This is a genomic window from Bacillus tianshenii (genome assembly GCA_020524525.2).
GTDB lineage: Bacteria > Bacillota > Bacilli > Bacillales > Bacillaceae_N > Bacillus_AV.
Window position 1 is genome coordinate 2,416,441 of sequence record CP129018.1, and the last position, 13,810, is coordinate 2,430,250.

16 protein-coding genes and 2 pseudogenes are annotated in these 13,810 nt (G+C 38.9%); 8 read left to right on the plus strand and 10 right to left on the minus strand.

Translation table 11 applies throughout. The features are described from left to right. Window positions 1-4: 4 nt before the first annotated feature. The 3 genes from LC040_12330 to LC040_12340 are packed head-to-tail and all read right to left on the minus strand — an operon-like array spanning window position 5 to window position 1,151. The gene (locus LC040_12330) at window positions 5-535 is read right to left on the minus strand and encodes a helix-turn-helix transcriptional regulator (GenBank protein WLR50070.1); all 531 of its coding nucleotides are present in this window, start codon (window positions 533-535) and stop codon (window positions 5-7) included. A 58-nt stretch (window positions 536-593) separates the two neighbouring features. After that, window positions 594-908 (minus strand): hypothetical protein, encoded by a 315-nt coding sequence (locus LC040_12335; GenBank protein WLR53356.1) that lies wholly within the window; start codon window positions 906-908, stop codon window positions 594-596. Between the two features lie 12 nt (window positions 909-920). Then, window positions 921-1,151, minus strand: a complete 231-nt coding sequence (locus tag LC040_12340) for a helix-turn-helix transcriptional regulator (protein ID WLR50071.1) — start codon at window positions 1,149-1,151, stop codon at window positions 921-923. Between the two features lie 159 nt (window positions 1,152-1,310). On the opposite strand from LC040_12340, the gene LC040_12345 reads away from it, so the two are divergent. The 8 genes and pseudogenes from LC040_12345 (at window position 1,311) to LC040_12380 (ending at window position 8,050) form a co-directional block, all read left to right on the plus strand. Continuing rightward, entirely contained in the window at window positions 1,311-1,742 is a 432-nt protein-coding gene (locus LC040_12345) for a helix-turn-helix transcriptional regulator (protein ID WLR50072.1), read from the plus strand. Window positions 1,743-1,920: 178 nt separating this feature from the next. Then, window positions 1,921-3,030: a DUF4236 domain-containing protein gene (locus LC040_12350; protein ID WLR50073.1), complete on the plus strand. Its 1,110-nt coding sequence runs from the start codon at window positions 1,921-1,923 to the stop codon at window positions 3,028-3,030. 66 nt (window positions 3,031-3,096) lie between these two features. Beyond that, complete coding sequence (locus tag LC040_12355; protein ID WLR50074.1) at window positions 3,097-3,678, plus strand: ImmA/IrrE family metallo-endopeptidase; 582 nt, start codon at window positions 3,097-3,099, stop codon at window positions 3,676-3,678. Window positions 3,679-3,793: 115 nt separating this feature from the next. Further along, a pseudogene (locus tag LC040_12360) lies at window positions 3,794-3,994 on the plus strand (DUF4236 domain-containing protein). A 155-nt stretch (window positions 3,995-4,149) separates the two neighbouring features. Then, the gene (locus tag LC040_12365) at window positions 4,150-4,743 is read left to right on the plus strand and encodes a copper amine oxidase N-terminal domain-containing protein (GenBank protein WLR50075.1); all 594 of its coding nucleotides are present in this window, start codon (window positions 4,150-4,152) and stop codon (window positions 4,741-4,743) included. 49 nt (window positions 4,744-4,792) lie between these two features. Then, a complete protein-coding gene (locus tag LC040_12370) occupies window positions 4,793-5,569 on the plus strand; it encodes a thermonuclease family protein (protein ID WLR50076.1) in 777 nt (258 codons plus the stop codon). Next, entirely contained in the window at window positions 5,566-6,399 is an 834-nt protein-coding gene (locus tag LC040_12375; GenBank protein ID WLR50077.1) for a hypothetical protein, read from the plus strand. Before LC040_12370 ends, LC040_12375 begins: the two co-directional genes overlap by 4 nt. Before the next feature lie 238 nt (window positions 6,400-6,637). Further along, the gene (locus LC040_12380; protein ID WLR50078.1) at window positions 6,638-8,050 is read left to right on the plus strand and encodes a recombinase family protein; all 1,413 of its coding nucleotides are present in this window, start codon (window positions 6,638-6,640) and stop codon (window positions 8,048-8,050) included. A gap of 19 nt (window positions 8,051-8,069) precedes the next feature. On the opposite strand, the pseudogene LC040_12385 reads toward LC040_12380, so the two are convergent. From LC040_12385 to LC040_12415, 7 genes and pseudogenes are all read right to left on the minus strand, one after another. After that, window positions 8,070-8,453: pseudogene (locus LC040_12385) on the minus strand (hypothetical protein). Between the two features lie 87 nt (window positions 8,454-8,540). After that, entirely contained in the window at window positions 8,541-9,116 is a 576-nt protein-coding gene (locus LC040_12390) for a Maf family protein (GenBank protein WLR50079.1), read from the minus strand. Between the two features lie 177 nt (window positions 9,117-9,293). Then, the gene (locus LC040_12395) at window positions 9,294-10,304 is read right to left on the minus strand and encodes an SPOR domain-containing protein (protein WLR50080.1); all 1,011 of its coding nucleotides are present in this window, start codon (window positions 10,302-10,304) and stop codon (window positions 9,294-9,296) included. A gap of 131 nt (window positions 10,305-10,435) precedes the next feature. Continuing rightward, window positions 10,436-11,434, minus strand: a complete 999-nt coding sequence (locus LC040_12400) for a LysM peptidoglycan-binding domain-containing protein (protein WLR50081.1) — start codon at window positions 11,432-11,434, stop codon at window positions 10,436-10,438. Further along, window positions 11,431-12,015, minus strand: coding sequence for a hypothetical protein (locus LC040_12405; protein ID WLR50082.1), 585 nt, complete (start codon window positions 12,013-12,015; stop codon window positions 11,431-11,433). Before LC040_12405 ends, LC040_12400 begins: the two co-directional genes overlap by 4 nt. Continuing rightward, on the minus strand, window positions 12,012-12,998 hold the full coding sequence (gene pilM, locus LC040_12410) for a pilus assembly protein PilM (protein ID WLR50083.1): 987 nt from the start codon (window positions 12,996-12,998) through the stop codon (window positions 12,012-12,014). The genes LC040_12405 and pilM overlap by 4 nt, the downstream gene beginning before the upstream one ends. Window positions 12,999-13,030: 32 nt before the next feature. Next, complete coding sequence (locus LC040_12415; GenBank protein WLR50084.1) at window positions 13,031-13,783, minus strand: prepilin peptidase; 753 nt, start codon at window positions 13,781-13,783, stop codon at window positions 13,031-13,033. Window positions 13,784-13,810 lie beyond the last annotated feature (27 nt).

The window sequence follows — 13,810 nt, forward strand, 5'->3', positions numbered from 1 at the left end:
AGCTTTAAGCTACATTTTTACGGTCTGCTTTTTTATACTTCCTAGCTATCAACTTCACTTTGTGTTCAGCCCATAGCTTTATCCAACTGAACCCATACTCTTTGCAAATCACTGCAACAAAATGCTTTAACGCGACGATTGCATCAATCGCCTCCATTAAGGCCCTCTTTAATTCATCACGTTGATGAGCTTCCATGAATGATGGGTTATTCGATAAACAAACTTTCTTAATTGCCTCCAATGCTTCTTCCAGCTCTTCCTCTGTTTTTGCTTTAACACTTGCCCGGTGTAGGTCTACAGCTTGGCCATCAAGCTTTCCAATTCCCCACCCGTAATATTCAGCTACTGCTTCAAGAGCCACAAAGGGGTCATTAAATTCATTAGTTAGCTGCTGTGCAATGTCTGCTGGAAGCTTGGCGCGTTCTGTTTCATAAGCTGAAAAGGATTCTCTTGATACATTGAAATCAAATGCCATCTGCTGTTGTGTTCTCTTGTTGTCGTCACGAAGTTGTTTCAACCTCTTACCGACATTCACTTAATTCACCTCTCTCTTTACCGCTATCCCAATCATTGTTCGATAGAATAATAGATAGCTAGAATTTAATACTTCGATTCGTTCCAGTAGAACGATGAACAACCTGAAGTTCATTCGGTAGACTTTTAACAACCAGCCAATTATTGAAGTTGTAGCCGGCATTAGCAATCAACTCTTTTTGCCGGCGTGTTGGCTTCTTACCTTGTTTCAACTGCTCACCTTCTTCCACAGTTAATTTGATGTTTTTCAAAGGGGCTCCATAAAGTATTGGAGCAGACGTCCTTAAGAAAAACTTTGCAATTTCAAGCTGCAATTCCGGCGAAAGGCTTTTTTCTTGTGGTTGTTCATGAGATGCGGTTGCGTTTTGTGACATGAATATTACCCCCTAGCTCGCAGTTGTAGTATCTTGTCGCTTTTCGCTACATTCATTAGCAAAAAAAATAGTCCAATCAAAATTCAATTCCTGAGCTATCTTTTGTGCTACTTGGACGCTCGGGCGACGAGAACCTGTTTCAATTTGAGTATAATAAGGTCTTTCAATGCCTACTTTCTCCGATACAACTTCTTGTGTATAGCCTTTTTCTTTCCGAAGATTAACAAGCCAATTACGTTTCATGCTACCACCCTCTTCCTTTTTGTAGCGATATGCGACTTGTTAACCTAAATATACAGTAGCAAATCGCTACAGTCAATGCTTTTTTGATACTTTTCGCCACAAAAGTTTATTTGTAGCTTATTGCTACAGTATAATGAGAATATAAAAGGAGGGGAAAAAGTGTTAGGAGATATTCTGAAACGCTTGAGACAGAGCAAAGGCTTAACTCAAACTGAACTTGCAAAAAAGTTAGATTTGACTCGAGGCACCTATGCACATTATGAAATAAACAAACGACAGCCAGATTATGAAACCCTCCATAAAATTGCAGATTTTTATAATGTTTCTACTGATTATTTACTTGGAAGAACAGATAAACCTCGCCCCGCAGAACCCAAAACAGTTCGTGTTGCTGGGCAAGAGTTTGAACTTTCTTCTGAAGAATATAAAGTCTTTGAAGAAATGAAGAAGCACCCTATTATGTTCCATGACTTAGCTAAAAATCCTGAGAAAAAAGTTAAGCAGCTAATTAAAATGTGGAAGTTCCAACGCGAAATGATGGAAGATGATGATGAAGAAGGCGAAGGTTTTGGAGAGTTCGCAGATGATTGATTACTATAGATTTTATAAGACACGCCTTAGAGTCTAACGTGTCTTTCTATTTACCCTTAAATAGAACGCACGTTCTTAATTTGTCGAATCAAAAGAACTATTGTCGAAATAGCACCTACATAACTTACATTTTGTTACAATGTTGATTGACTATTCATAGTACAAAAGGAGGGTGCATATGGGCTTTGGATTTAGAAAAAGCATAAAAATAGCTCCTGGCGTTAAAATGAACGTCGGAAAAAAAGGAGTTGGTGTCAGCGTTGGAGGAAAAGGGTTCAGGCACTCTATTAATTCAAGTGGGCGTTCAAGAACTACCTTATCTATTCCTGGAACAGGGGTATCTTATTCGAGTTATGGAAAGTCATATAGCTCACAAGCATATCAACGACGGCAAGAGTTAGCCCGTCAAGAAAGAGAATTGGAAAAGTTAGAACAAATAAGACGAAATGAACTCGAAGTGAAGTTGTTTGAAAATAAGTTAGAAATGATTAAGTCAATTCACAAGGAATCTGATGAGCCAATTAACTGGCATAAAGTCAAGTTAACTCCTCCCCCATTTATTAAAAATGAAACAGGACCAGCCGAGTATAAGGCCTTAAAAGCCCTAAAAGACTATGAGCCTTCATTTTTAGATAAGCTGCTGAAGAAACAGGTAAAGCAAAAAGTAGAACTTGAAGCACAAGTAAATAGAGCTAGATTAGAAGACCAACAAGCTTATGAAGAGTGGGAATATATGAATGAGACAGCCGAAAAAATTCTATCTGGAGATATTGATACTTATTTAGAGGTAATTAATGAGCTCAATCCTTTAGATGATTTGCTTGAGTTCGGTAGTGGCTTTGAATTCTTTGTAGATAAACCTGAATTATTGGAAGTGGAGTTCGATGTTCATACAGAGTTAGTGGTTCCAAGCAGTTTGAAAACCTTAACCAAGACTGGAAAAGTCTCAACAAAAAAAATGCCTAAAGGCCAATACTACGACCTGCAACAAGATTATATTTGTAGCTGCGTATTAAGAATTGCGCGTGATATGTTCGCACTTCTTCCTATAGAGACAATTTATATTCATGCAATGGATGAACAAGTGAATTCTGCTACCGGTCATAAAGAAAAGATTACGTTGTTATCAGTAAAAATCGATAAAGCAACATTAACTCAATTAAATTTTGACAGAATCGATTGTTCTGACTCAATGACCAACTTTGAGCACAACATGAAATTTCTTAAAACCAAAGGGCTTCAACCAGTTCAAAAATTACAAATTATAGAGAATTCCGTTACCAATTAATTTAAACATTCCAGTTCATTGACTGAGCTCACTCAGTCTTTTTCTTTAAACAGGAGTGGATATTTTATGCATCTAAGAAATATTATGTTAAATGAATCGCAGGATCATTATGAATCTCATGCTAATAGAATTATCAAACGATTTAACTTTAAATATCCTGATGAAATTGATATGTATCAGATTTGTTTTAAGTTTGGCATTAAAATCAAGCCACTCGCTGCTCCCTTCTATCCTTTTGAAATTGAAGAAGGAACAGAGTCATATGCCTCCCCGTTCCCAAATAGTAATCGTGGGCATATTTTCTTGAAACCAAATCTGGACCCTATTAGGAAGAAGCTGCTACTTGCTGAAGAATTTTGTCATATTCAGTTGCACTACCATAATCAACTTACTGTTTCTTCTCTTGAAATAAACAAATATGAGAAACAGGCTAGACGAATGGCAGCTTACCTCTTAATGCCTAAAAACTTTTTGGAAAATATCTACGTAACTGCAATCGATCAGTCAGTACTTGTATCTGATATTGCTGATCACTTTCTTGTCACAGAAGAATTTGCTCATTATCGTTTAAAACTGGAATTCGGGTATAAGGTTGAGGGGTTTAGCACAATCAGAAAGCAGATTCATAGTCTGGAGTGGCTAGAATAAAAGTCGGTGATTTCAATGTCGATATATTAGAAGGTTTGTCGAAAGCGTAGACCTTTTATCATAAATTGTTAAAATCATCCTATAAGCATATCACCCAAATTTAGGGGGTTATACCTTGGGCTTAAAGTTCAGAAAGAGCTTCAAAGTTGGCAAAGGAGTTCGCGTAAACGTAAGCAAGAAAGGTATTGGAATGAGTGTCGGCACTAAAGGAGCTCGTGTCAGCAAAGGACCGTCAGGTACACGTATCACGACTTCGGTACCTGGAACCGGACTTTCGTATGAGCAACGTGTTGGTCGAAAAAAAGGTGGTAAAAAAAGCAGCAGTCAAAGAACACAGCCAAAAGAAAAAGCTGAACCTAAATATGTTGTCACTGGATGCTTAGCAACTATCTTTCTTCTCTTCTTAGCAGGTGGTTTTATATGGTTTTTAATAACCATTCTATTTTAATAAAAACAAGGAGGCATTGTATCATGAAAAAGAAATTAACTTCTATTACTCTTGCAGCTGGTCTTATTCTTAGTTCAACTCCAGCTGTTGTCGACGCCCATCCTGGACGTACTGATTCAAGTGGAGGTCATTATTGCCGGACTAATTGTACTGAAAAATGGGGTCTTCAATATGGAGAATACCATTATCACAACGGTGGAGGTTCTAGCTCTTCAAGCAGCAGTAGTAGTACTTATACAGCTCCTGCTCCTAAGCCAGCACCAAAGCCTAAAGTTCAGACAGCTAAAGTCTACTTAAATGGTGTGTATCAAGACTACGATCAACCAGCTGTAGTAAAAGATGGACGTACTCTGGTTCCTCTTCGTCCAGTTTTTGAAGCACTAGGAGCAACTGTTCAATTCGATGCTGCTACTGAAACGATTGTAGCTACTAAAAAGAACCGTACAGTTGAACTTACAGTTGGCTCAACTTATGCAGAAGTAAACAATTCTGCTACTTATCTTGATGCTGCAGCTCAAGTAATCGATGGCAGAACAATGGTCCCTCTTCGCTTTGTTAGTGAGGCCATGGGAGCAACTGTTAAGTGGGAAGATGGACAAGTTAAAATTTCTTACTAAAAAATGAGGCACGCAGCAATGCGTGCTTTCCTCTTAGGTGGTGGATAGTTTGAAGAAGACCTTCCTCGCTCTTGTAATTGGAGCAATGTTACTAACAACTGGATGCGGAGATGGTGTAATAGTTGGCCAGAGTGACGAAACAAGCTCAAATATTAATGCCGAGCAAGACACAAAACTTGAGAACGAAGCTAAAGTAACTAATGTTGTTGATGGAGATACAATAGACATTATGCTCAACGGAAAAGAAGAAAGAGTTCGTCTTCTATTGGTCGATACACCTGAAACCAAACACCCTAATAAACCTGTTCAGCCATTTGGTCCTGAAGCTTTTGAATTTGTTAAAGACACCTTAACGGGTCAAACTGTTCAAGTTGAGTATGACGGACCTAAACGAGACAAATATGATAGGTTATTAGCTTATATATGGGTTGATGGAAAGAACTTTAATCAAATGCTTTTAGAAGAAGGATTGGCTCGGTTAGCGTATGTTTATGACCCACCCTATACACATTATGAGACATTTATGAAAGCGCAGAATAAGGCCATGAATGACCAACTAGGCATCTGGAGCTTGGATGGTTACGTTGCGGAAGATGGGTTTCAAGAAATTACAAACGTTGAGATTAATAATGACCAACCAACGAAGAACTACCTTCTGCTTCCGGCCTACAATATGATCCATTCGGACCCGATAGAGACTGTAGTGATTTTGAAACTCAAGCTGAAGCACAGGCTTTTTTTTGAAGCTGCAGGAGGACCAGCGAAAGATCCGCATCGACTTGATGGGAATGATAATGACGGGATTGTTTGTGAGGGATTGAAATGAACCAAATTATAACCGCAATAATAAAATTACTAGAACAACAAAATAAAGTCTCTATATCATTAATTATTATACTAGTAATAACTTTATTCTTTAAATATGGAAAAGATATTATTTCGCAAACAAGCCAAAAGACAGAAATAGAAAAATTATTTCTTCCTAAAGATGAAGTTAAATGGCATTTTGTAACAACCAAAATATATGATTATATTTTCTTCATATTATTCCTAACTTTTCTTTCCTTTATTTTTCATGGAATATCTAAGGTTGAAGAACCGGAAGTTTTGGTTGAAATTCTAGGATGGGGATATTATTTATCTTTACTCCTCCTCCTATCAATAGTATTTACAAAAAAAGTTTATTCCACAAAAGATAAGATTAAATGGATAGATATCCTTTTCAGCAAATATTCAAACTTTATATCTAAAATACATATTAATTTCAAAAAATCGGAAGATATGTATTTAAATATCTTTATAGGAAATTTCGCTATCCTATTATTACTATATTCATATTTTTTTGCAAGTATTTTATTTAACCTAAATGGTATAGTCTGGGCAAAAATTTTGATATTTTCTCTAGTACCCTTATTGTTTTTAAGCTTATATTTTCGTTTAAGTAAATACTTTAAGAAAAAAGGAAATAATTATAAATATACATTAAAATTAATAGACGAAGAATTTCTAAAAGAAAATAGATTGTTCATTCATTATACTATAAAAGATAATTACACTGTATTATCAAAAACACCTGATGAAACTAAATCTGATTCAATATATTTATACGACAGCAACCAAAATATTCTTTATGAAATCAAAAAAATAATTACTTAAGCTTACCCGTTAATTCGGGTTTTTATCTACCCATAAAACCGAACATATATTCTATTCAATGTAATTATTAGAGTACTTTGTAACCCTCAAAAAGTGAAATCTAATAATAACTTTGCATTCAGAATTATAACCCATGATTCTTTATATCTGTTTTGGGGTCTTCTTATCTTAATGGCGAGCAAAGCATACAGGCATAAACAAAATTATTAGAAGATAAATTTCAAAGGATGGGTTAACCATGCAAACTGCAATATATATTCGTGTATCAACTGAAGAACAAGCCCGTGATGGCTTCTCGATCTCAGCCCAGCGTGAGAAGTTAAAATCATACTGCCACCTTCACGATATGGATAACTATAAGTTCTATGTTGATGAAGGCATATCAGCAAAAGATACGAACCGCCCACAATTACAAGCCTTGTTAAAACATATTGAAGAAGGACATATCGATACAGTACTTGTTTATCGACTTGACCGTTTAACTCGCTCTGTCGTTGACTTATACAAGCTCCTAGAAACATTCGATAAATACAATTGTGCATTTAAATCAGCTACAGAAGTATATGACACAAGCTCGGCCATAGGACGTTTATTTATCACTCTGGTGGCTGCAATGGCTCAGTGGGAGCGTGAAAACCTTGGTGAACGTGTACGTATGGGACAAATAGAAAAGGCTCGACAAGGCGAATATGCAGCTAAAGCTCCGTATGGTTTTGAAAAAGATGAAAATGACAAATTAATCATTAACGAACGGGAAGAAACAGTGATCTTAGATATTATAAAGAAAATTAAATCTGGGGACTCGATTCGAAAGTTAGCAAATGAACTTGAGGAAAGTGGTATTCCTCCTATAAGAGGATACAAATGGCACATTGCGACTATCTTAGACATCTTACACAACCCTGCGCTATATGGAGCATTAAAATGGCGTGATGAGATCATAGAAGGAACTCACGAGGGAATTGTATCAAAAGAGGAATTTGAGCATATCCAGCAACTGCTTCACAGCAGACAGAATTTCAAAAAGCGTAAAACTTACTCTATTTTTATTTACCAAATGACTATTGTTTGTCCTACTTGCGGAAATCGATTAAGCTCTGAACGCAGTAAATACTACCGCAAGCGTGATAAGAAGTACATTGAGAGTAACCATTATAGATGCCAAGCGTGCGTGCTAAATAAGAGAAAAGCAACTGCAGTGAGTGAAAAGAAGATTGAAAAAGCTTTCCTGGAGTACATGAACAGCTTTCAATTCTATGTTAGTGCAAACCAAACAGCAGCCACAGCAGAACCGGATGAACGTGAGAAAATCATATCTGAAATTAAAAGAGTTGAACGTCAGCGTGAGAAGTACCAAAGGGCATGGTCAAAAGATTGGGTGACAGATGAAGAATTTTCAGAACGAATGAAAGAAACACAGGCTGAACTTGAAGAACTACAAATGCAGCTCAAACAAGTACAGCCTGCAGAAAAAGAACATGCTCTATTAAACGGAGAAAAGTTAAAAGCTATCGTAAATGACTTTAAGTTAAATTGGGGGAAGCTGAACCCTGTTCAAAAGAAAGAGTTCATCCAGACGTTTATTAAGGAAATTCACTTTAGCAAGACTAACGGCAAGGCTACTGTGCTCAGTGTACAGTTCTATTTATAATTCTTTGTGTTTACATCTAGTATAAGCAAACGAAATGCTCTTGTGATAGAAAGCGCATCTCATCCATAACAAGGTTAGCGCCATCTTCAGGTGAACGAATCGTATAGCCTTGTTCAAATTTCAGCCGCTCCAACCGTTTTCCTAGCTCAATTACAGCTAAGAGCTGAACAGCTTTCACCTCACCGATTCCTTTTAAGGCTGTCAGCTCTTGAAGTGATGCGTTCTTCAAGAGCCGTAGCCCGTCAAAGTGCTGAAGCAGCCTTGAGGAAAGCTGCATAACGGAGTCGCTTTTTGAACCGGTTCTTAAGATAATCGCCAGTAGCTCTTGGTTTGTTAACCGTTCTGGTCCTTCTGAAATAAGGCGTTCGCGGGGCTTTTCACTCTTTGGAAAATCACGAATCATAAGTGTGTCAGTCAATTGTCTGTCCGGCTATGCCGAACACGCACCTCCTTTAATGAAACGACGGTGCTGTTGTTCTACTTCCCCTCTTTAGCCGAGCACACCTTTTACACCAAGTGCACGTAATTCCTGGATAACGCGCATGATAGGCAGGCCGACGACATTAAAGTAATCGCCGCTAATTTCTTGTACAAAAGCACCGCCTAAATCTTGAATTCCGTAACTGCCTGCTTTATCAAACGGCTCTCCTGTTTGAATATAAGCGTCGATTTCTTCATCAGTTAATTCGCGGAACGTGACGTTCGTCGATTCATAGAATGTTTCTGTGCCTGCGTTAGTGATAAGCGCAACCCCTGTATAGACGATATGTGTGTTGTTTGAAAGCATCTGAAGCATTTCTTTCGCTTCCTGCCTATCTTTCGGTTTACCTAAAATATTACCTTCAAACACGACGACTGTATCTGCACCTAAGACAATGCCTTCTGGAAAAGCATTGGCGATATCTTCAGCCTTTTGCTCTGCTAACTGCATCACCACAGCTTCAGCGGATGCGCTTTCATCGACTTCTTCGTCTACCATGCTCGGCGCGACGACAAATGAAAAGCCAAATTTCTCAAGCAATTCTCTTCTGCGCGGGGAAGATGAAGCAAGGACAAATCGTTTCATAAATTTTACACCTCAATACGGTTTTATCACTACTCAGCATAGCAAAAGGAAGATGCTTCGACAATTGACGAAATTTACATTTTTGCAGGCAATAAAATGGTTCGTTTCTTGAAAATTCCTTTACGTCGGTATACGGATCCTTTTCCTCTGTTTCAATTTTTCATTTCTGCTTTTCATTTACGCTTTTTTGTTATTTTGCTCGGCAACCCACTTTTCATACGACTTAATCCCTTGAATAAGCTCCTGCTGTGCAGCATATGCATCATACGGAGACTGCTGCTTGGCGAACTTCTCTAGATATGTGGAGGCGGATTGAACATTTTTATAAAAAGGATACTTTTGAGCGTTGTCTTTCCATTTTTCAAGCAAAGCGGAAGCCTGCTTAATTTCTTCTGAAGAAACCGTCTCGCTCGTTAATACGTTGGAGGACAGAGTAATAAAGGATGTAAAGGTGTCGTGAATTGCGGTCACATCTTCTTTGGCAACATTCGCTTCTTCACTTCCACTTACCGTAAATGCCTTCACATAAACGTCTGCACCCCCGTCCTTAATCTTCTGGCCGAGTGCTTTTGCTTCCGCTTCATTCATCGCCGCACCAACAAATAGAAGCATCGGACTTGCATCTGTAAACACGACAGCAGGCTGTCCTTTTGCTTGGAACGTTTCAGCCATTTTCTCTGCTGATTTTTCTGTTGAAAAAGCACCACCTTGAACCATATACAGCGATAATTCTGGAATAGCTGTTGTCTTCTGTGTCGTTGCCACACTTGCTGGTGCAGATGCTTTGACCGCTTCTTCTTGTGCAGGCTGAGCTGCTTGTTGCTTCACAAAACCACCATTTTCACTCGTCATAAAAGAAAGAACAGACAACCCCAATCCTAACCCGACAAGAATGGCGATTGCTGGTATTAGCATTTTTCGTAACGACGGTGGTGTCGGCATTGTTCGCTTCTTCAATGCATTCACTTTCATACTTTTCATCTTCATTCTCGGTTTCTTCGTTCGGTTGCGGAACTCTTGGAAATCTACAATATTTTTTTCTTCTTTCGGTCTTGTCTCATTCTCTGGAAGAACCCATGGAAAAGAAGAATCTTGCTCTTCTGTATGAGAAAGGGACTCTTCATGCTTAAAGTCTTTTTCGCTGCCATTCACTCGAACTGAAATCTTTTTTCCACTCTGCTTGTCCATTTCTTCACCCCGCTTTTGTTAAAAACATTCACTTATGCGCTCAATGCTAGCACAGTTCCAAAAAAAAAGAACAAGACATTTGTCGTCTTGTTCTCAACGATTTGCGGCAAAAAACGGGGTGCTATCTCAGCTTACGACAAAGGGATTTTCAATACTTGACCGACCTCAACTCGATTCCCTTCTAAATTGTTCGCACGCCGAATAATTGCTTCTCCCTTTCGCGAACCGTAATATTTTAATGAAATTCGGTACAGATTTTCATTCTCTTGGACAGTATGCTTGATCACTTTGGCCTTAACAGCCTGTACTTGCGGCTTCGGCTTAGGTGCCGGCTGTTTCTGTGCAGACTGATTATTAGGTTCAGGTGCTTGAGGCTTCGGCGGCTCCTCTTCGATTTGAGGCTCTGCTTCCCGTTCATACGGCACCGCGAGCGGGTTATCTTTGTTACTTGGCGGAGGTGTGTCGATTGAAGGAAGCTTTTCAATTAACGTCGCAAGCTCAGGCATCGAATAAGCAGACAGGTTTACTTGATAAGTAAGTACTTCTTCCGATTGCGGAACCATTACCTTCTCAGGAACCCCAGAGAACGCCAGATTTTCAATAAGCAGTAAACGGTCCATCTCTTCAATCGTCGTTAAAAACTGCTGCAATGATTGATAGTCATTTGACTCTACCGAAATACTAATCTGAACTTTCTGCAACCCTTCCGGCATAGGTACTTCTTCTTGAGGTGTTCCCGCGGCTTCACCTGAGCGCTCTAACGGACCTTGTGGCGAAGCCTGTTCAGCTTGCTCAACTTCGTTTTCTTGGAAGCTCATCGTTGTAATATGACTGTCACTGACTACTTCAGCTTTTTCAAAATTTAAGATAAGTTCTTCAACCCGACCCTCTGTTGGAAGTTTCTTTTGCAGCTTGGTCACTTCGATATCTTCTAGAATGTTTTCTTTTCGTTCATTTCGCTGCATTGCTTCCAATGTATTCTCGTTTACTTCAATTTGCCGTTCGATACTTGTCAGTTCTTTATGAATAGGTCGAATAAGAAAGAAATACGTCAAACTTGCCGCAAGAACAATTATCCCTAAACTAATCGCAAAAACAATGGTTTGCCTTTTTGTAAGCTGTACTTTCATTCTGTTTCCTCCTGCAGCCTTGGGAACGCTGTAGCATCAAAGGTTAAGTCATACTGCGCGGTATAACGCGGAACTGTTTCAACATTTGAATTCTCTTCAGCAATCGGTGCAGTTGATAACGATAATAGCTTCGCTTCTGTAATCGCTTCTGAATCCTTCAAACGCTGTAAATAAAAAGCCGCTTCACGGGATGTATCAAACTGCACATTGAGTGAGACTTTTTCATCGTTTGTAATATTAACGCTAAGAAAAAAACCTCGCTGTGGAAGCAGTTCAGCTAAGTGCTTAATCAACGACACTGTCGAATATGATTTCTTTTCCGTCCAAACGACCGCATTCTCTAACTGTTGAAATGTTTGGGAACTTTCCACTTTCGCTTGTTTTTCTTTTTCAATTTTCACTAACTGTTCAGTGACACGCAGCTGGTCTTCCTGCTTGTCTAGCTGAGCCGCCTGTTTCTGATAATCGCTATACAGCCAAAAGGAAGCCAAACTTACCAGCGCAATAATGAGGACAATAAGAAGCAATGGGGCTAAGTTTCGCCTTTCCCGGTCTGGTATTAAGTTAATTTCAACCATCATTGCACCTCTTTTTTCATCGCCAAGCCAATAAGCTCAAAGTAATTGATGGACAGCCCCTTTTTGCCTCTTGATACAAACAGCTCTCGGTTAAGTATTTCCACGGGAATTTCAAACCTTGATTTTAACATCGTTTCGATTTTCTCTAGTTGCGGGTAATCGCCAGTAATCAGCACTCTCGTAACAGCCTCGCCGCCCTGCTGTAAGGAAAAACGATAGAAATCTGCAACTCTAACAATCTCATTAACAGCTTCTCGCAAATGAACGTCAATGTCTTCATCTGCTGCCCAAACGAGCTTCTCGCCTTCCTCTCCAGCTTGTACTTCCCATTGCTCATAATTTGTTTTCATCTTTATGTTCCGTGAAAAGATTGGTATATCTTTGTGAAAGATCGTCGTGTTCACATGATTCAAGTCAACGTTTAAGACAAGCAAATGCTCTTGCTCATACTCAAAACCGACTTTATTTAATAACCGGCAAAGCGATAAAGAGGCAATGTCCGCCACCACTGGTCGTAGCTTCACCTCTTCTAACAGCTCAATATATTGCTGCACAGTCGCTTCAGGCGCCGCTACAAGAATTACCTTTTTCCCTTGGTCCGTTTCTTCGATTAACGAAAAATCAATCACTGGATTTTCAAACGGCAGATGAATTGTTTCCCCAAGCTCCAAGTATAGATGACCTTTGATTTCATCTGCTGGTATTTGCGGTTCCACCTCGTTTGTCCTCACAATGACAGAGCTTTCAGGAACGAGGAAAAAGATTTTCTTTCGCTTCAGCTTCCATGTTTCAATACATTCTTCTAATGTAAAAAGTAAGGTTTCTCGGTCAATAATCTTACCATTATGTATAACACCCGGCGGCAAATAACGCTCTCCATACGAAACGATTGAGCGAAGGTTTGTTTGCTTTGCTTCGACATAGCGAATCACATAGTCTTTGATGACCAATGCAATTCGTTTATCCTGTTTTGAAAACCAACTCATATACTATCACCCAATCATCGTAGTAAACTGAATTAATATAATGAAAAATACGCACGCAAGACAGACTCTCCGATAAAATAAGCCATCAGCGCTCCTAATGCAATATGTGGTCCAAAAGGAATTGGTTCACCACGCTTTACAATTCCAGTTAATAACCCAATGATACCATAAATCATCCCTAAAAATGTGGCAAAAAAGAACGCAAGCAAGACAAGCTTCCAGCCAAGCACAAGCCCAAGAACCGCAAATAACTTCACATCACCACCGCCCATACCGCCACGACTGATAATCGCAATGAAAAGCAGCAGCCCAAACCCTACCACACTCCCAATATATGCATTTACAATTGAACCTATTGGAATAAATACCCTTAATAGCGCAAATAAAATCCCAAATACAAGCAAAACTTTGTTCGGAATAATCATATACGCCAAATCAGAAACCGTTATAATTATTAACAATGAAATAAACAACAGCGAAATGATTAATTCTGGATTCCAACCAACAAAAACAGGCGAAACCGCAAATAAAACCCCTGTTAACAGCTCCATCAACGGATAAATCGGTGAAATCTTATACCCGCACGCCCGGCATTTGCCTTTTAATAATAAATAAGAAAGAACTGGAATTAAATCACGCTCGGAAAGTGTACGTGAGCAGGAAGGACAATGTGAACGAGGAAAAACAATCGATTTCTTTTGAGGAACCCGAAGACCAACAACATTGTAGAACGAACCGAAAAGTAAGCCTAGAAGAAACAATACAACACACAGCCAAATTTCCATTTTCATCAACCTTTGTCATTATTATAA

Coding starts and splice junctions, on each gene's coding strand:
- LC040_12340 (WLR50071.1), bottom strand. CDS start 1,151: ATGAAACGTAATTGGCTTGTTAATCTTCGGAAAGAAAAAGGCTATACA.
- LC040_12350 (WLR50073.1), top strand. CDS start 1,921: ATGGGCTTTGGATTTAGAAAAAGCATAAAAATAGCTCCTGGCGTTAAA.
- LC040_12400 (WLR50081.1), bottom strand. CDS start 11,434: ATGAAAGTACAGCTTACAAAAAGGCAAACCATTGTTTTTGCGATTAGT.
- LC040_12365 (WLR50075.1), top strand. CDS start 4,150: ATGAAAAAGAAATTAACTTCTATTACTCTTGCAGCTGGTCTTATTCTT.
- LC040_12405 (WLR50082.1), bottom strand. CDS start 12,015: ATGATGGTTGAAATTAACTTAATACCAGACCGGGAAAGGCGAAACTTA.
- pilM (WLR50083.1), bottom strand. CDS start 12,998: ATGAGTTGGTTTTCAAAACAGGATAAACGAATTGCATTGGTCATCAAA.
- LC040_12375 (WLR50077.1), top strand. CDS start 5,566: ATGAACCAAATTATAACCGCAATAATAAAATTACTAGAACAACAAAAT.
- LC040_12415 (WLR50084.1), bottom strand. CDS start 13,783: ATGGAAATTTGGCTGTGTGTTGTATTGTTTCTTCTAGGCTTACTTTTC.
- LC040_12390 (WLR50079.1), bottom strand. CDS start 9,116: ATGAAACGATTTGTCCTTGCTTCATCTTCCCCGCGCAGAAGAGAATTG.
- LC040_12395 (WLR50080.1), bottom strand. CDS start 10,304: ATGGACAAGCAGAGTGGAAAAAAGATTTCAGTTCGAGTGAATGGCAGC.
- LC040_12335 (WLR53356.1), bottom strand. CDS start 908: ATGTCACAAAACGCAACCGCATCTCATGAACAACCACAAGAAAAAAGC.
- LC040_12380 (WLR50078.1), top strand. CDS start 6,638: ATGCAAACTGCAATATATATTCGTGTATCAACTGAAGAACAAGCCCGT.
- LC040_12355 (WLR50074.1), top strand. CDS start 3,097: ATGCATCTAAGAAATATTATGTTAAATGAATCGCAGGATCATTATGAA.